Source organism: Candidatus Leptofilum sp. (assembly GCF_965223285.1).
Lineage (GTDB): Bacteria > Chloroflexota > Anaerolineae > Promineifilales > Promineifilaceae > Leptofilum.
In genome coordinates this window covers 5,394,768-5,412,335 of record NZ_OZ244997.1, presented here as the reverse complement: position 1 = coordinate 5,412,335, position 17,568 = coordinate 5,394,768, and the positions used below count along the sequence as shown (strand labels likewise).

The window sequence follows — 17,568 nt, the reverse complement described above, 5'->3', positions numbered from 1 at the left end:
TGTGAATAAAAATGGGCGTTTTAAGGATATGGGCTATAAGCGAAACAACTGGCAACAGCTTGCCCAATAACAACATACAAGGCCCCTGAGGGTAGTATATTCAAATTGGCACCGTTTCTCAAGTTTTAGATTTTTTCTGCTATCGACGATTCAGCGCAAACAGGGTGCTCGCCAACAACCTTCACGTCAGAAAATTCTAACCTTTCAACGCACCTGCCATTAAACCACGCAGGAAGTAACGCCCCAGGAAAATGTAAACCAGCAGCGTCGGCACGGCTGCCAAAAAAGCACCAGCCATTTGCACATTCCACTCGATGATTTGGCTGCCCGCCATGTTGTTGAGGGCCACGGTGATAGGCCAGTTGGCCGGGCTGGTAAGCACCACCGCAAAGAGAAAATCGTTCCAAGCGGCCGTAAATTGCCAGATCAGCACCACCACAAAGCTGGGAATCGAAATAGGCAGCAAAATGTACCAATACGTCTCCAGCAAGCCCGCCCCATCAATCCGGGCCGACTCCACCAGCTCCTTCGGTACGGTGGCGTAATAGTTGCGGAAGGTCAGCGTCGTAATCGGAATGCCGTAGATGACGTGCGTCAGCACCAGACCCGGCACGCCGCCATACAAATTGATGTCCCGCATAAACTCTACTAACGGAATCAAAACGCTCTGGTACGGAATGAACATGCCAAACAGCAAAAACGGAAAGATAAAGTCAGCCCCGCGAAACTTCCAGCGGGCCAGCACAAAGCCATTCAGCGAACCCAGCATGGAGGAGATGAACGCTGCCGGAATCACCAGCCGGATGCTGTTCCACAAAGCAGGAGCCAGTTGCTGAAAAGCGGCCGTAAAGTTTTCCACATGCAGGCCAGAGGGCAGCCGCCACATTGTTTGTAGATCAACCTCAGCAAAGCTCTTGAACCCCGTGCTAAGCATCAAGTAAAGGGGAATCAGGTAAAAAAGGGCTGCCAGCAAAAGTGGAATGTAAAGCAGCCAGCGCGTCGAAAACCGCCTTTCGCTGCGGGGGGGTGTTAACGTTGTCATACCTCAGCCTCCGTACGCAAGGTGTACCACAGGTAGGGAATGACCAACACCGCCACGCTCAGCAGCAGCACCATGCCAATGGCCGCGCCGCGGTTGTAAAAGTTGCCGTCAAACGTGGTGGTCCACATATAAATGGCCGGCACGTCCAGAGCAACTTGCTTGCCTGCCACGGCCACAATCAAATCGAACACTTTTAGAGAGATGTGGCCCAAAATAATCATGGCGCTGAGCGTAATCGGCCGTAGCAACGGCAAAATGTGGAATCGGTAAATCTGTAATTCCGTTGCGCCATCAACCCGCGCCGCTTCCCGCAATGATTCAGGAATCGAGCGTAAACCACCCAAATAAAGGGCCATTGTGTAGCCAGACATCTGCCAAATGGCCGGTATGGCAATGGCGGCAATGCCCCACTGCGGCGTGGTGTGCCACTGGTTAATCAAAAAGTCCAAGCCTAGCTGGTCAAACAGTAAATTCAGGCCACTCATACGGCTTCCCTGCGCCGGGTTCATCAGCCAGCGCCAAACCACGCCCGTCACAATAAACGAAATGGCCATAGGAAAGAGGAACAGGCTGCGAAAAAATGATTCGCCGCGCAAACCCTGATCCAGCAGAATGGCTAATCCCAACCCCAGCAGCAGCGAACCGCCCACAAACAAAACGGTAAAAATGATGGTATTGCGAATATCAATTTGGAAGCGAGGGTCTTGTAGTAGGTTGGCGTAATTCGTAAAACCCGCCCATTCGTAATTGGGCAGCAGCCCCACCCACTGGCTCAGCGAAACCCGCCCCGACCAGGCAATAAAGCCGTAGACAAAGATGAAAACAGCCAAAATCGAGGGGGAAACCAGGGCAAAGGCGAGCATTCGGTCTTTGTTGTAACGCATTGCGCCTCCTCACAAAATACGACCAAAAAGTAAAAAGTAGCCTCAGATTCTTTCTGCGCCTTGGAAACGCGGTAAGAAACCGCGGCTACTCATTGCAAAAAAAGAGGTAGGCATTTTCATGCCTACCTCGGTTCAATTTAGGTTAACTTATTGGCACGGGCCAGCGGTTGAACAGGCCGTTACCAGCGCAGATTGGAACCCTTCGATGTTGCCATCGGCCAGGAAGAGGCCCAGTGCAGTGTCAATTTCCGACTTCCAGGCATCGTTGGCCACTACGCCGTGGGTCAGGCTGCCAACAACGCGGTCGCTGGCCCAATCGTCCATGGCAGAGAGCAGATAGTCACCATACAGGCTGCGGTCTGCGTCGCTGCGGGCGGGGATGGAACCTTTCACCGGGTTGAACGCATCTTGCCCTTCAATGGAACCGGCTACGGTCAGCCAGGCAATGGCGGCATCACGGTGGGGTGCGCCCTTGGGCAGCACGAAGCTGTCGGACAGAAACTGGAAGTTGCCGCCTGTGCCAGGAACAGCCGCCCAACCATAGCCGTCGTTCGGCTCAAAGCCGATTTCGCGGAAGTAGCCCTCGGCCCAGTCACCCATCACGTTGAAGGCGGCGTCGCCATTCACAACCAGTTGGGAGGCATCTTGCCAGGTCAGAGCAGAAGCGTCGCTGTTGGTGTAGGTTAACACTTTGGCAAAATCTTCGAGAGCGGCCGTTACCTCAGCAGCACCCCAATCACCAGAACCATCCCACAGGGCTTCGTAAGCATCGGGGCCAAGGGAAGCCAGCAAAACGGTCTCGAAGAGATGTAGGGCAGTCCATTGCTCACCCATGGCCAGCGGCGCATCCATACCAGCCGCTTGCAGCGCATCCATTGCCGCAAACCAATCATCTAGCGATGTTGGGGCCTCAATGTCATTGTCAGCCAAGACGGTGGGGTTGTACCACAAAACGTTGGCGCGGTGGATGTTCACCGGCACGGAGTAGATGTTGCCGTCCTGAGAAATCAGGGGAATGAGCGTTTCGGGCATCACATCCAGCCAGCCGTTCTCTTCAAAGAGGAAGTTCACCGGCTCTAGCTGATCCGCAGCAACGTAAGTGCCGATGAGTTCCTGGCCTGCGTGACCTTGCCAGCTATCCGGGGCATCGCCAGCTTGGAGGCGGGTGGCCAAGACAGCACGGGCATTGGTACCAGCACCACCAGCAACGGCCGCATTCTCAAAAGCGATATCTGGGTATTGTTCGGCAAATACGCCAATCATCGCTTCCAGACCGGCCGCTTCACCGCCACCGGTCCACCAGGAGAAGACCTCAACGGCTTGCGCCATTTCTTCGTCCATAGCTTCTTCATCATCCATCGCTTCTTCGGTGTCGGTGCTTTCGGTTTCGGCAGCAGTGTCGCCGCCATCGGTTGCTTCTGGTTCATCCGCATCGCCACCACAGGCGGCTAAGAACATTGCGAACAGAAGTAACAAGATAAAGGGGGTATATTTACGTGACATATTCTCTCCTCATTTTGCGCAAAAGCGGGGTTTGTTTATTTGTCCATTGCAAAAAACCGTGGCTTTTGCATGTGGGTAAATAATGAATCGTTACGGCGTAGGGCAAAGGAACAAACTGCCCAAGTGCATGAAGTTCAACGACTATAGCAAATGAGAGGAGGGCGATTCAAGAGGATTTGAGCCAACTATATGACACAGATGTGACATTTTAAGTGGGTGATAGAAAAAACAATAAAAGCTTACATAACCCCAACTGCGGTTCCCACTATATAACCATTGGTACTAGTTTGAATTAAGCACCGGATTCTCCTAATTTGAAGGTAACACAAACCAAAATTCAGAAAGGAGAATCCAATGCCTACCCAAGATTTTATCATTGATTTGTTTTGCCGTGTTGATGACCAAATGCTTGATGTGAGAAAACACCCCCAAGCCGAACTCTACCCCAGCGAAGTAATCACACTGGCCTTGCTCTTTGCTCTTAAAGGCTGTGGCAATCGGCCGTTCTACCGTTGGCTGAGCAACAACTGGTTGCATCTGTTCCCCAGTTTGCCCCATCGGACACGTTTGTTTCGTTTGTTCAATACCCATTGTAAGTGGATTGACCGTTTCCTGGCTAAGCCCAGTATGATCGGTCTCATCGACAGCTACGGAATCGAACTGATTCATCCGCGCCGCGAGGGGCGCAGTGAGAAGCAGATTGGCAAGAAGGGGCTGTCCAACAAACGCTGGATTGTTGGTGGCAAGCTGTGTATGCTGCTCAACCATCTCGGTCTGGTTGTTGATTGGGATGTTGACACCGCTAATGTCTATGACGGCAGCAATTTTCAACATCTGGTAGATGCGGTTGCTGATGAAATGGTCGTTCTGGCTGACCCTCATTTTGAAAAAGTCGGTTGGAATCCTACCAATCTGAAGGTCTGTGCCAAAGGAACTTGGAATGACCGCATGCTTGTGGAAACTGTTTTGTCGATGTTGACCGTTGTTTGTCATTTCAAAAAAGTCGGCCATCGTGTCTGGGACTATTTCAAGAGCCGGGTCGGATACACAATGGCTTTGTTCAATATCTTGGTTCAATGGCATGGTTTACAACCTGCCGATGATGGATTCGTTCATTTGTCAATTGCTGAGTTCAGTTTATGAACTAGCACCAAAGGTTATATAACCAAGAATTGCATGTAGATGGCACCAGCAGTTACTAAAGCCTCAACCCAAAAGCAAGCTCACTCACAATTAATTGCAACAACACTGGATGTTGTTGGTGTCCTGACCTTCTACTCTGGAAAATTTATACCCTCCCAAGGAATAGGTTCTCTCAACTTAGATTCCAGAGATGTCCATATTTCCAATTGATCTTTGGTAGTGATTATCGGCTGAAATCCAAACTTAAGGTAAAGATTGATTGCAGCAATTCGATTATTTGCAGTCGTTAAGTACGCCTTTGAATGACCCAGGTCACATAATCTCCGGCAGGTGAAAGAAAGTAATGGTTTCGCTAATCCTTTTCCTTGTTCTGATGGAACAATTGCAACCCAATGCACTCTGCCCCAATTGGGCCGACTACCTGACATGGTGAACCAAGCTGTCGAAGTGCCTATAGTCTGTTTGGATGGATTTAAAAGATATAGCTGACGTTGTTTGATTATCTGTATTTGATTTCCAAACTCTTGATAGAAAAGGGCCTCTGTGATTACGTTATATTTGTCAGCTAATTTCTGAATCGCAAGCCATACCCTTTCATCTCCTGGTTGAAAGTCTCGAATTGAATATTTCGTTGGTAAATGATGGATAGGAGTTTTATTTAAATCTGGACACTGCATTTCAATTGAAGCATAGTCTAAGTTCTTGTACATTAACCTTCTTCTTTATAACCAATTTTAGAGAGTTGAAGCTACCTAAAAATGGGCTAAATATTTTCCAGTTTTACATTATTTGCTGAAAGAAACCTTCGAAAACTTGGGTCACCTAATAACTGTTCTAAAGTGAGCTGCTGTTCAGTGTTTGGAAGACCAATTACTTGTGGATAGTCTCCAACCTGCCTTTGCTTACGCCATATTTTCAGGATATTAACGGTTAATAATTGGTACTCCATCCAATATTGATCACCCCGGCTACTGCGTCTGGAATTTGCGAATGGCGCTAATCTGTAAGCGGTTCGCATTATCACGTCACCATATACACGGAAAAAATCTTCATTATCAATTATTTTATTGCGGACAAGGAGGGAAATTATATCCATTTCCGCTCCCCAGCACTGAATTTGATTTACCTCACTGTTCGACAATCCAGAATTATTTCCTTCAAAAGGGTAGATAATTTCGTGTTTGATTACTCGCATTTCATCGGTTTCAAGTCGTTCCATAACCTGAAATAATGTGCTTGCTTGGCCTTGCCTAACTCTAAATTGATAAGTGCGTATAGAATTATGAAGCGAAAACAGTGCAACAATTAAGCTGGTGATTGCTATTGACATCGTAGCATAATCTATTGTATTCACAGTATAGCCCTCCAAGTAACAAATCCAACTGCTTTAAACTTTCGCGATTGGCAAATAAATCGCCTAACAAAGACAAACTCAAGAACCAAAGCAGTATAAATCTTCGTTAGCCTCTTGACAATTTTCTATGCAATTCAAACTACCTTCAACTGACGCAGTGCGGTAAGAATCTGATCGCGGCTGACGGGTTTGGAGATGAAGTGGGACGCGCCGAGGGCGTAGGCCAGTTCGGGGTCGTTGAAGACGGAGCAGAGGATGACCGGGGTTTCGGCCGTTTCCACCCGCGTCCGTATCGTTTGCAACACATCCCAACCGCTTACGTCGGGCATCATCGCATCCAGAATGATGGCGTCTGGCGTGGTGCGGTTGAGCACGGCCAGCCCCTCCTCCCCGCTGTTGGCGGCGATGACGCGGCAGTTGTGGCCCGTCAGGTAGCGCTCCAGCAGTTCCACCAACCCCTGATTATCATCGACTACCAGGACGACGGGGCCATGTAGGGGGATTTGGATTTGGAGTTGGTAACGGCCGTTTCCACCCTCAACCACCATTTTCCACCCTAACTTCTCAGCCAGCGGTGCAATCACACTGTCGCTGGCAAAATTGTGGGCCAGTGGCTCTGCTGTCGGGAACGAAAGCGAAAGCTGCGCCATCTCTTCGCCCAGCGTTCCCCGAATGGTGATAATTTGCTCCCGCGTGGTTTGAATGAGGCGACTGAGGACACTGAGAAGTAGCTGGCGAGAAACGGCCGTATCCACCGAAACCACCAATCTCGGCCACGGTTCTTCTCGTTGAAAGGTAACTTCACGCGCCTGCGCCAGTGGGGCCACCGCCTTTTGCGCCTCCTGCAAAAGCTGCCCCAAATCGGTTGGCTGGAGCGTTGTCTCTAGCTGGGCAAACTCCGCCTGCACAGATGATAGCTGGGCTGCGGATTCTGGTGATTGGGAAACGGCCGTTGCCGACTGCACCCTCGTCCACAAAATCGTAGCCACGCTGGCCTCCGCTTTACGCAGCGAGCGATGCGTTTGCCGGGTAGACAGCCCCAGCCGCTGCCCCACATCTTGCACCGTTAATCCTTCCACATAATGCAGCTGCAGCAAATTGTATTGGCGCATGTCTGGTGCGTGGGCCGCTGCGCCCGGTTCAGGGCTAAGGGCTTCAATCGCTTCAATGAGCTCCCGCCGCAAATGATGACCCAACGTTTGGCTCGGCCGTTTTTTGCTGCTGGCCAACTGCTGGGCCAAAGCCAGGTTTTGCAGGAAAGCAAAGTCATACAAATGCTCTAGGGCAACTTTCACATCTTCTACAAATTGGTCTGGGGGTTGCGGCGTCATGGTCTCAATCATCCCAGCTTTTCCTGTGATTGTCCATTGGTGACTCTACTGAAAAACCACAGGCTTGTGGTGAGCGCAGTCGAGCCATTTCGCAGATTTCACAGATTTTCCCTCTGGACGCCTTTGCGGCTTTGCGCCTCCGCGCGAGTTTTTTCAGTGGGTTCATCGGCAGATTGGTCTGCCAGCCAGTTGCCATATTGGGGCTGGAGCGTTTTGATGATGGGTTGAATACATTGCAGCAGTTCCATCGGTTGGAACATTTGGGAACGCTGCACGGTAAGTTGGCTCGTCTGCCCGGCAAACTGTTCGCTGATAAAATCTGTGGCGGTGAGCAAAATGACGGGAATCTTAGCCAGCGCCTCGTCCTGCTGCATGAGGTCGAACACGTCACGGCCGTTTAACCCCGGCATGATTAAATCGAGCAGCAATAGGTCTGGGGGCTGCTGCCGCATGGCACTCAGGCCGCTTTCGCCGTCGTAAGCCACACGCACGCCCAAGGGAACGGCTCGCGCTGACAGGCCCCGTTCGACCAGTTGGCACACGCCGCTGTTGTCATCCACCACCAACACGTTTTGCACCGTACCCAGCCCGTCGATGAGGCGGTTGAGCTGCTCAAAATTGATGGGCTTGTTTAGGCAGGCCAGCGCACCAAAGGCGTCGGCCATCCAGGTGCGGCTGGGCAATGAGCAGGTAATCACCGGCACTGGCAGCGGCAGCGGTGGCGGGGCTATTTCTGACCCCGGTGCCACGTTTAGCAAAACGGCCGTTGGATGATGTTCGGTAACTTTATCAGCCAAGCTGTGCGAATCTGGCACAGGAATAACCTCGTACTCAGTCAGATGACGCTGCACCAGGCTCACCACGGTGGGATCAGAATCCACCATGAGTACAGGTGCCAATTTTCTGCTGGGCTGTGCCGCCAAAGCGCGGGTGCGATACAGTTGTCCGCCCGGTGACAGTTGCTCGATGGGCAAGCCAATGGTGAACGTGGCCCCCTCCCCCAAGATGCTGTCTACCCAGATACGGCCGTCGTGCGCCTGCACAAAGCGGTGGCAAATCGCCAATCCCAAGCCCGCCCCGCCATGTTTGCGGCTCAGAGAATAATCCACCTGGTAAAACTCGGTAAAGATGCGGGCTAGCTGTTCTTCAGGGATGCCCGGCCCTGTATCAACTACCTGAATGCGCAGTTCACCATCCTGCTGGAAGGTCCGCAACGTGACGGTGCCTGCCTCGGTAAAGCGGCAGGCATTGTTGAGCAAGTTGAGCAAGACCTGGCGCATCCGGGTCCGATCCAGCTCCAGCAGGGGCAAATCTGGCTCAATTTCTGCCTTGAGGGTGACGGCCTCGTTGCGGAATAGATCCGCCACCATGCCAAGCGACTCTTGCAGCAGCGGTTCCAGGTCGGTTGGCTCCTTGTTCAGGGTGAAGCCCGTCATTTCAAAATGGGAAAGGTCAAGAATGTCGTCAATCATGCTCATGAGGTGGCGGCTGTTGCGGTAAATCTGGCTGACGTCGCGCACCAGCTTGGGCGGCAGCGGTTGGCTGCCATACACCTCTGGCGACAGATACATCACCTCGCTAAAGCCTAAAATGATGCTGAGCGGCGTGCGAAATTCGTGGCTGATGTTGGCGGCAAATTGCTCCTTCATTCGTTGCGATTCACGCGCTTGCTTATTGGCGATAAGCAGTTCCCGCTCGGCCTGGAGGCGCAGTTCGTTGGTGGTTTGTAACGATTTGACGGTGCTGCGGAGTTCCGCCTGCTGGCTGCGAGTGACGTCCAGCAGCTGCTCAGCACGGCGCTGGGTTTTGCTAAGCCAATCCAGCGCGGTGTACAGGGCACGTATCGTGAGCCAGGCGATGAGCACGGCCAAAACCAGGTTGGTGAGAACGCCCGCCAGCGGATAAGGATAATTTTGCACGGTGCCGAGATAAACGGCCGTTCCCGCCAGCAACGCCCCGGTTATAAACTCGCTCCCCTGCACCAGCATCGCCTGGCAAAAGATGAGCAACACGCCCACAAACGGTAGCCAGGGAGCAGGCAAAAAGATCATGGCAAAGAGGAGGACGGCCGTTAAGCCCCACACCAATACGTGCCGCGCCAGCCGAGGGCGTTGGCCCGACAGCGAGAGCGCGCCCACACCAGTTCCCGTTAGCAGCAGCCAAAAGCCAATCGCTGGCACAGGAAACGGTTCTGGGGATTCATAGAAGAGAATGAAAGTTTGGGCCACGCCAATGGCCAGCATGGCCAGCCGCTGGGCCAGCCGCCCGCGTAAATCATCCAGGTTGAGCTGCACGGTCTCATCCTGGGGTGGGGACAATCGGTGAAGAAGGTTTAGATTTGCCATATTTAATTGTATTGTGGAATGGGTTAGGGGGAAAACGGCCGTTGCAAAATGGAGATTGGAGACTGGAGAATTAGAAGATTAGAGAGTCCGTCATCTCAAATCTCTAATCTCCCATCTCCCGACGCCCGCGCCAGCGACGATGCAGGGCGTACAAAATAATTGCCAGCAGCAGCCAGCCAAACGCCAGAAAACCAAGCTCGGCCACACCACTGCCGTAGAAAACCACCGTCGAATCGCCCGGCGCAGGCATTGCGTCCGCCAGTGCCCATTTCAGGCTAAATTCGTACCAAAACCAGAGCCAAAACAGCCCAAAAAGGAGACAAAGAACGGCCGTTACCGGCAAAATCACGCGTCGCAATGAGGCAAACATGGGCGCATTATGGCGGAAAGAAACATTTTTCGTCAATGGTCATTCTGTCCTTCCAATGCTAAGATCAGCGCATGACCCGACAAAATCTCGCTCCGTTTTTACAAGCATTGGCGGCTGCCGCACTCTTTGGTATGAGTGCGCCGCTGTCAAAACTATTTTTGGGCGAGGTGGCGCCTGTCGCCCTGGCAGCGTTCTTGTATCTTGGCAGCGGCTTAGGCTTGCTGCTTATAAAAGTGGGGCAACGTTTGGGGAGAACGGCCGTTGCCACCGAGACCCCTATCGGCAAAGAAGACATTCCCTGGCTGGCCGGGGCGATATTGGCTGGAGGTATCGCGGCTCCCATTGTGTTGCTGTTCAGTTTGCGCGAAACGGCCGCAGCTACCGCCTCCCTGCTGCTCAACTTTGAGGGCGTGGCCACCACGCTCATCGCCGCCCTCGCCTTTAGGGAGGCAGTGACGCGCCGTGCCTGGTTAGCCATTCTGGCCATTACAGGGGCCACGATTTTGCTCTCTTACGCGCCGGGCAGCAGTTGGGGTTTTTCACTCGGTGCAGTAGGGATTTTGCTAGCCTGTGTGCTGTGGGGCATCGACAACAACTTTACGCGCAACATTTCTGCCAAAGACCCGCTCACCATTGTCATTGTCAAAGGATTGGTGGCCGGATTATTTTCGTTGCTTTTGGCCTTGCTTTTGGGCAACAGCTTCCCAGGTTTGGGCATCATTTTGGGGGCATTACTGCTTGGCGGCCTGAGCTACGGCCTCAGCATCACCTTGTTCATCCGCGCCATGCGCCATTTGGGGGCGGCACGCACCAGCGCGTTGTTCAGCACCGCACCAGTGGCTGGCGTGCTCCTCTCGCTGCTGTTGTTTAGTGAAACACCGAGCTTTCTCTTTTTGCTGGCGCTGCCGCTCATGATTATCGGCGCGATTTATCTGGTTAATGAAGAGCATAGCCATTACCATGTCCACGAGGCCGTTTTTCACGAGCATTGGCACGATCACGATGATGACCACCACATGCACACGCATGATGGCGAATCAGCCAACACCAGCCACGCCCATCCGCATGAACATGCTGAAAACTCACACGAACACCACCACCTGCCGGACATCACCCACCGCCACACCCACGACGATTGATTGGCCACAGAGGACACAGAGAAAAAGAGAAAACCTCTGTGTCCTCTGTGGCAACAAATCAAACCGGCCGTTTGCCCACGTAGCGGGCGCGGGGGCGGATGAGCTGGTCTTCCTGATATTGCTCGATGGCCTGGCCCAGCCAGCCCGCCGTGCGCCCCAGGGCAAACAGTGCCAATGGCACACCCTCTGGCAGCTCAGCCGCTACTGCCAACGCGGCCAAGCCCAAATCAATCGTCGGTAGCTGCCCGGTCGCTTCTGCCATCACCTGAATCAACGCTTGCACAGTGGAGACGGCCGTTTCCCCTTCAAATTCCCGCGCCACCAAATCTAGCAGCAGCCGCGCCCGCAGATCGCCATTGGGGTAAAGCAGATGGCCAAAGCCCGGAATCTGTTCGCCGCGTCGCAGCCGTGCCGCCACCGCCGGGCGTACCCCGGCCTCAGAGCCAGCCTCGCGCAGCAGCGTAACCACACGCTCCGTGTGCCCACCGTGCCGCGCCCCTTGCAAGGCTGCTAACCCTGCCTGCACCACGGCATACGGGTTTGCCTGTGCCGAAGCCACCACCCGCGCCGCAAAGGCCGAAGCGTTCAGCTCATGGTCGGCGCACAAAATGAGGGCGGTGTTGAACAAGTTCTGGAGCGTCGGGATTTGCGGTGCCCACGCTTGCTGCAACGTGGCGGCTATATTCGCGTGCGGCCGTTCCCCCGTAACTGCCCAACTGAGCAGATGCAGCAGACGGACACCCGCTTGGGCTACGGCCGTTGCTGCCAAATCGTACGCCGCCAAATCATGCCCTGCCAGCAGCGGCAAAGCCACCTGAAACCGCTCAAAAAGTGGCAGAGGCTGCAAAATTGGCTGCATGGCGATCATGCGCTGCTGCAAACCTGGGGGAAGCTGAGGCGGAAAAAGATCGTCCGTCGCCAGTGAATCGCGCCACAGCAGGGAGGCTACCGCTTCAAACGAGGTGGTTTGCGCCAATTTTGTCACTTCGTACCCTCGGTAAAAGAAACGGCCGTCTTCAATCAAGGTCACTGCCGATGTGAGAACCGGAGCGCCAAAGTGGAGCGCATTCTCGGCAGCCTGGGCGGGATTTTGGCGCAATGCCTTACGCGCCAGCAACGCCTCCACATCGGCCCGCCGGTAGCGACGCGCTCGGCTTTTGCCCGTACCTGGCTCTGAGCGAATCAGTCCCCGGCTCACGTAAGCGTACAGCGTCGGCAGCGAAATTTCCAGCATCGCTGCCGCTTCTTTGGCTGTTAGAAAGTTGCCTTGGGCCATGCAAAATCCTTTGGAGATAGGGAGATTAGAGATTGGAGATTGGCTGTCTTCACTCTTTAATCGCCAATCGCCAATCTCCATTCACAATCTCGCGCAGCAAGTTCATATCTAAATTGCCACCCGTCAGCAGGCAAACGGCCGTTTTCCCGCGCACATCCACCGCCCCAGTCAGCAGCGGCGCAACGGCCGTTGCCCCAGATGGCTCAATCACCAACTGCTGCTCTGATAGCAAAGCGAAAATCGCCTGCCGGATTTGCGCCTCGCTTACCAGCACAATCTCCGGCGGATTTTGGCGCAGCAGCTCAAATGGCTTCACGCCAAAGCCACCTGCCAAACCATCCGCGATGGTCGGCGCATGGTCGTATGGGTCGATGGCTTGGTTTTGGGTGAAACTGAGCTGCGCGGCAGGACTTGCTTCTGGCTGCACACCCACAATTTTGCCAGCCGGGTTGATATGGCGAACGGCCGTGGCCACCCCGCTCACTAAGCCCCCGCCCCCAATTGGCACCAAAATCAAATCCGCCGACGGCAAATCGGTCATGATTTCCACACCGACCGTACCTTGCCCAGCAATCACATCCAGATCGTCATACGCCGCAACTTCCAACGCGCCCGTTTGAGCGGCAAAACGGGCGGCAGCCTGGTGTGCGTCCTCATACGTTTGCCCCACCAGGTGCAAATTAATGGGAAAGCGACGCAGCTTTTTTAGCTTCGCATCTGGCGCGGTTTCCGGCACAAAAATATCTACCTGGGGCAGCCCCAAGGACGTTGCGGCATGGGCCACGCCCAGCGCATGGTTGCCCGCCGACGCCGCCACAATCCCCCGCGCATGCTCCACGTCACTCAGCTGGCTAAGTTTGTTCAACGCGCCGCGCACCTTAAACGAGCCTGTCGGCTGCTGATTCTCCAGCTTAAGCCACACACCGCCGCCCGTCTGTTCACTCAGAAAATCGCTGCGGATGAGGGGGGCGTGGTGCATGTACGGCCGTATCCGCCGTGCAGCCTCCAAAAAATCAACCAATTCCATCTTAGAACCGCCTTGCATTGATTAACTAATTTGACAATGTTAGATTCACGGGCCACGAGCCTTTCTAAGCCGTGACTTTCGTGAGCGAGTACGATTATCCAAGTGTTTGACAACCAATTCAGCCGCCTGGCGTGACGACAACTGCGGCAACGGCAACGCGGCTCGTAGCAAGGTACGAACGTTAACAATCGATAAATTGGGCAAAGTATCCGTTTCGTAGGCAGCCAACAAAGCCGGGTCACGAGGATATGCCTCCGTCCACTCGAGCAAGGTTTCGGTGATGAAGGCACTGGCCATGATGGTCAAGGCGAGATGGTGAACCCAGGCAGGGTACTTCTGGGCCTGAAATTCATCCCACCCCAACTCCGATTTGGCGTCCTGATGGGCCCGTTCGATGAAGTAGCGATGCGACTTGTGCCGGGCCATTGTCTCCAGAGGAATATCAGCCGGGGCATTGCTCAGTGAATAAGTAACTTTACCGTTGGCGCGGCGGATCAGCAGCCATTCCTGGCGGCAACTTCCCTCTTCACTGACGGTCCACACCCGTTGCCGGGCAAATTGGGCAGTGAGATGGCCCCGTTCATGTGGACGAAGGGTGATGGCGGTGAATGAGAACGCCGATGCCAGTTGTTCAGGTGTGGTCTGACTGCCTAACACAGTAATTTGGACATGCTTGCGCTTTGGTTCCCGGATGACCTGAGGTTTCTCCAGATAAAGCGACAAGTTGCAGGGAATATCGGCAAAGTATTGGATGGACAGCTGGTCTAATTCAGCCCGCAACCAGTGGCTGCGGCCATACAAGCTGTCGCAGTCAAAGGCGTCAAAGGCGACGCCATTGGCCAGGACCCGCTTGACCATGACCAGTACCAGTTCGATCTTGGTCTGAAATTCCCGGTCAGCGGGGATGGCTAGCTTGTTGCGTCGCCGCGCATAGGCCGGGGTGAACCATTTTTCTGGCAAGTACAGTTCGCCATCAATCCAGGTGCGGTAGCCATCTTTGGCCAAGGCCAAAAACACACCCACCTGACTCATGTCAACTTTTCCCAGGCGACCATTGTGCTGCCGACTGCTGCCGGCGCTGCCATCACCGGCCTTCTCCTCTGCACTTTCATCAGCAATGAGGACACTGCCTTGCTGGTAGTGGGGCAAACTGCTGATATCTTGTTGCAGGACGGCGATCAAATCGTTCCCGGCCCAAGGTGAATCGGCGATGAATTGTTGCAGATTTTGTTCGGGGATTCCCGCTACACGGGCAATCCCGCTGATATGCCGGTTGCTCTCCATTCGTAACAAGCCACTCAGGTAATGATAGCCATATTCACTGGTATCGCGTGTCTTGGTTTTCATCCAATAACGATAACGTTCATGATACTGGTCAAGCCGCTCACCCAATTTATCGATAGCTGCTTCATTTAGCCCCCACTGGGCTAACCGTGAAGTTTTTTCTTTTCCATTTTCAAATTTTACTGATATTGGCTCTCACGAGCCTAATTTAACATTGTCAAACTAATCAATATTGACACAATATAATCAACTATTAAAATGAAGCATACAGAATTTAGCAACGAACGTCAATAATTTTTAAGGAGTCATCATGTCAACAAACAATGGATTCACGCCCGGTTTAGAGGGGGTTGTGGCCGCAGAAACGGAACTGAGCCATGTAGATGGTTTGAAAGGCGAATTGATTATTGCCGGCTTTCCCCTGGCGCGGCTGGCGGCCAACGCTACGTTTGAAGAGACCACCTACTTGCTGTGGCATGGCCGTCTCCCCACCCAGGCTGAACTAGATGCATTCAAACAGGAGCTGGCTGCATTACGGCCGTTGCCACCCGCCACTCTAAATTTGCTACACGAAGCCGCTAAAGCCAACACTGCCCCAATGGACGCCCTGCGCATGGCCTCGGCTACGCTGGATTTAGGCAGCAGCGCAGCCGATCATCAAACCACTGCCAAAACAGTGGTGGCGCGAGTTGCCACCATTGTGGCTAGCTACCATCGCCTGCGGCAAGGCCAAGACCCGGTTACCCCCGATCCAAATTTGGGCCATGCTGCCAACTACCTCTACATGCTCACGGGTGAGATTCCCAGCGAGGCCCGCGTGCGCGGCTTAGAAACATACCTCAACACCGTCATCGATCATGGGTTGAACGCCTCAACATTCGCAGCCAGAGTCATTGTGGCCACTCAATCCGATTTGGTATCGGCCATTGCCGGGGCCATTGGCGCCTTAAAAGGGCCACTGCACGGTGGCGCACCTGGCCCAGCCCTCGATACCGTCTTTGAGATTGGCCGGGCCGACCGGGCCGAAGCGGTGCTGCAAGCCAAGCTGGACGCTGGCGAACGGCTGATGGGCTTTGGCCATCGCGTCTACAAAGTGCGCGATCCGCGGGCAGAGGTGCTGGGCGCAGCGGCAGAGAAAATGTTCCGCGCCGACGGCGATATGGCCTTGTATGAATTGGCAAAATCTGTGGAGGAAACGGCCGTTCGCCTTTTAGCGCGGCACAAACCAGGGCGCAACCTGCAAACCAACGTGGAGTTTTACACGGCCCTGCTGCTGCACGGCCTGGGGCTGGAAACCGACATTTTTACCCCCACCTTTGCCGTTGGGCGCACGGCTGGCTGGCTGGCCCACTGTTTTGAGCAGATTCAGTACGGCCGTCTCATCCGCCCCCAATCTCGCTACACTGGCATCATGGACCGCGCCTGGGTTCCGTTAGCAGAAAGATAAAATCAGCAGATTTTGCATGGATCTGTGAAATCCTTGAAAAAACGGCATAGTAGCCGCGGATTCTTTCCGCGTGCAATTGGCGCGGAAAGAATCCGCGGCTACCAATAAAGGCCAATAGATCAATTTTGAATCTTGTTAGGAGATGTTTATCCAGTAAGGTTAGTTAGGTTTAATCGTTATCGGATTGGCGTAATAATGTGGCAGCACCTGAAACCAGCTATTCCCAATTTGTAGCGGCACAGGCTCACCGGCCGCATTCACAAACGTAAACATATCGCTGCGGTTTTCGCGCAGCCAGGTGACGGGATATTGCTTACCATCGCGCAAAATAATTGCCTCCCCCTGCCCCCAAATCTGAATTTCAAGCGGCCAATCGGAGCAAACGCCCTCACTGTGAGTGAGGCAAATAGAGCGGTCTTTTTCATGAACGGCCGTAAGCAAAATCACGTTGGCCGCTGAAATTTGCTGCTCGTTGTTGGCATCAATCGTCGCTTCCCCATCGGCCCAGCGATAGTAACGGCCGTCTGCCGCATTGTAAACCCACTCAACCAGAGTGTACGTATCATACGCTACGGTTACGCGACCAGCAGGCTCGCCATCAGGAGGCGGCAGCGTGCTAAAGGTCATCCAGGCAGTAAATTGGGGCGGGCGGTCTTCATCATGGGCGGCAATCGCTTGCCACAGGCCAGACGGGTCGGCATGAAGGGTGTGTTCCCACGGCTTATCTTCATCCATGCGGTAAAAACCAGCCTCGTGAGAACGCAAAATCCGATCTTCAATGTCGGAGCCGTGCAGCCGCTGAGAGACGATGGGATGCGCCCCGGACATCGCCAGCGCGGCATCGTACATAGCGGGTAGCTCTTTGTCAATGAGCCTGGCACTGCGCACTGGGCCAATGTCTGGCGGCGTTTGGCTGTAAAAGATGGCGGTGAAGCGGGTAATGTCCACCTCGGTAACATGCTCAAACACCAGATCAGCCTGACTCAGGCCATTTTGCGGGCGGGCGTATTTGGGGGGATTATTGGAGACTTTGATGGCTAACGGCCGTCTCAACAAATTTGCTGGTTCAGCCACAATCTCCCCGGTCAGCGGGTTGCGATCGGTGCCAAAATCCTCTGGGGCACTCAAAAGCAGCCCCGGCAAGGGGGTGGATGTGGGAACAACTGTAACTGTTGGAAACGGCGTTGCACTCGGTAAAATTTCGACCTCAACTGTCGGCAAGGGGGTAAAAGTGGAAGCAATTATTGAGGAGTCAGTTTCTATAGCTGAAATTGGTGTGGTAGAGGGAACGAGGGTTGGTAACGGCCGTTGCGTCTCATTACCGCAAGCCTCTAAAAATATCCCTACCATCATGCAAAGCAGCAAACCAAAGATTCGCCGGAAGTTTGATTTCATTTGAATGTACGAACGCTCTCCTAAACCG

Annotated in this window: 15 protein-coding genes; 3 read left to right on the top strand and 12 right to left on the bottom strand. The window is 53.7% G+C overall.

Going from position 1 to position 17,568, the window contains the following annotated elements:
• Positions 1 to 196 precede the first annotated feature (196 nt).
• The 3 genes from ACOQPU_RS24280 to ACOQPU_RS24270 form a co-directional block, all read right to left on the bottom strand.
• Positions 197 to 1,042: a carbohydrate ABC transporter permease gene (locus tag ACOQPU_RS24280; protein ID WP_420642413.1), complete on the bottom strand. Its 846-nt coding sequence runs from the start codon at positions 1,040 to 1,042 to the stop codon at positions 197 to 199.
• Positions 1,039 to 1,926, bottom strand: a complete 888-nt coding sequence (locus ACOQPU_RS24275) for a carbohydrate ABC transporter permease (protein WP_420642412.1) — start codon at positions 1,924 to 1,926, stop codon at positions 1,039 to 1,041. The genes ACOQPU_RS24280 and ACOQPU_RS24275 overlap by 4 nt, the downstream gene beginning before the upstream one ends.
• Positions 1,927 to 2,073: 147 nt before the next feature.
• Complete coding sequence (locus tag ACOQPU_RS24270) at positions 2,074 to 3,429, bottom strand: ABC transporter substrate-binding protein (RefSeq protein WP_420642411.1); 1,356 nt, start codon at positions 3,427 to 3,429, stop codon at positions 2,074 to 2,076.
• 354 nt (positions 3,430 to 3,783) lie between these two features.
• Between ACOQPU_RS24270 and ACOQPU_RS24265 the strand changes: the two genes are divergently transcribed.
• Positions 3,784 to 4,572, top strand: coding sequence for a transposase (locus tag ACOQPU_RS24265; protein WP_420642410.1), 789 nt, complete (start codon positions 3,784 to 3,786; stop codon positions 4,570 to 4,572).
• 131 nt (positions 4,573 to 4,703) lie between these two features.
• On the opposite strand, the gene ACOQPU_RS24260 is transcribed toward ACOQPU_RS24265, so the two are convergent.
• The 5 genes from ACOQPU_RS24260 to ACOQPU_RS24240 all read right to left on the bottom strand — a co-directional run bounded on the left by ACOQPU_RS24260 (position 4,704) and on the right by ACOQPU_RS24240 (position 10,008).
• The gene (locus ACOQPU_RS24260; protein WP_420642409.1) at positions 4,704 to 5,282 is read right to left on the bottom strand and encodes a GNAT family N-acetyltransferase; all 579 of its coding nucleotides are present in this window, start codon (positions 5,280 to 5,282) and stop codon (positions 4,704 to 4,706) included.
• Between the two features lie 53 nt (positions 5,283 to 5,335).
• Positions 5,336 to 5,926 carry a hypothetical protein gene (locus ACOQPU_RS24255; RefSeq protein WP_420642408.1) on the bottom strand — a complete coding sequence of 197 codons (591 nt, stop codon included), beginning with the start codon at positions 5,924 to 5,926 and terminating at the stop codon, positions 5,336 to 5,338.
• A gap of 134 nt (positions 5,927 to 6,060) precedes the next feature.
• On the bottom strand, positions 6,061 to 7,269 hold the full coding sequence (locus tag ACOQPU_RS24250) for a response regulator (protein ID WP_420642407.1): 1,209 nt from the start codon (positions 7,267 to 7,269) through the stop codon (positions 6,061 to 6,063).
• 86 nt (positions 7,270 to 7,355) lie between these two features.
• Complete coding sequence (locus ACOQPU_RS24245; RefSeq protein ID WP_420642406.1) at positions 7,356 to 9,602, bottom strand: ATP-binding protein; 2,247 nt, start codon at positions 9,600 to 9,602, stop codon at positions 7,356 to 7,358.
• A 103-nt stretch (positions 9,603 to 9,705) separates the two neighbouring features.
• Complete coding sequence (locus ACOQPU_RS24240; protein WP_420642405.1) at positions 9,706 to 10,008, bottom strand: hypothetical protein; 303 nt, start codon at positions 10,006 to 10,008, stop codon at positions 9,706 to 9,708.
• A gap of 35 nt (positions 10,009 to 10,043) precedes the next feature.
• On the opposite strand from ACOQPU_RS24240, the gene ACOQPU_RS24235 reads away from it, so the two are divergent.
• Positions 10,044 to 11,111 carry a DMT family transporter gene (locus ACOQPU_RS24235; RefSeq protein WP_420642404.1) on the top strand — a complete coding sequence of 356 codons (1,068 nt, stop codon included), beginning with the start codon at positions 10,044 to 10,046 and terminating at the stop codon, positions 11,109 to 11,111.
• A 58-nt stretch (positions 11,112 to 11,169) separates the two neighbouring features.
• Here ACOQPU_RS24235 and ACOQPU_RS24230 read toward each other — a convergent pair whose 3' ends face one another.
• The 3 genes from ACOQPU_RS24230 to ACOQPU_RS24220 are packed head-to-tail and all read right to left on the bottom strand — an operon-like array spanning position 11,170 to position 14,761.
• On the bottom strand, positions 11,170 to 12,468 hold the full coding sequence (locus tag ACOQPU_RS24230; protein WP_420642403.1) for a citrate synthase family protein: 1,299 nt from the start codon (positions 12,466 to 12,468) through the stop codon (positions 11,170 to 11,172).
• Positions 12,437 to 13,414: a threonine ammonia-lyase gene (locus tag ACOQPU_RS24225; RefSeq protein WP_420642402.1), complete on the bottom strand. Its 978-nt coding sequence runs from the start codon at positions 13,412 to 13,414 to the stop codon at positions 12,437 to 12,439. The genes ACOQPU_RS24230 and ACOQPU_RS24225 overlap by 32 nt, the downstream gene beginning before the upstream one ends.
• Positions 13,415 to 13,459: 45 nt before the next feature.
• Positions 13,460 to 14,761 (bottom strand): IS701 family transposase, encoded by a 1,302-nt coding sequence (locus ACOQPU_RS24220; protein WP_420640693.1) that lies wholly within the window; start codon positions 14,759 to 14,761, stop codon positions 13,460 to 13,462.
• A gap of 247 nt (positions 14,762 to 15,008) precedes the next feature.
• On the opposite strand from ACOQPU_RS24220, the gene ACOQPU_RS24215 reads away from it, so the two are divergent.
• Positions 15,009 to 16,145: a citrate synthase gene (locus ACOQPU_RS24215; RefSeq protein ID WP_420642401.1), complete on the top strand. Its 1,137-nt coding sequence runs from the start codon at positions 15,009 to 15,011 to the stop codon at positions 16,143 to 16,145.
• A gap of 159 nt (positions 16,146 to 16,304) precedes the next feature.
• Here ACOQPU_RS24215 and ACOQPU_RS24210 read toward each other — a convergent pair whose 3' ends face one another.
• Positions 16,305 to 17,540, bottom strand: coding sequence for a DUF3048 domain-containing protein (locus ACOQPU_RS24210; protein WP_420642400.1), 1,236 nt, complete (start codon positions 17,538 to 17,540; stop codon positions 16,305 to 16,307).
• Positions 17,541 to 17,568 lie beyond the last annotated feature (28 nt).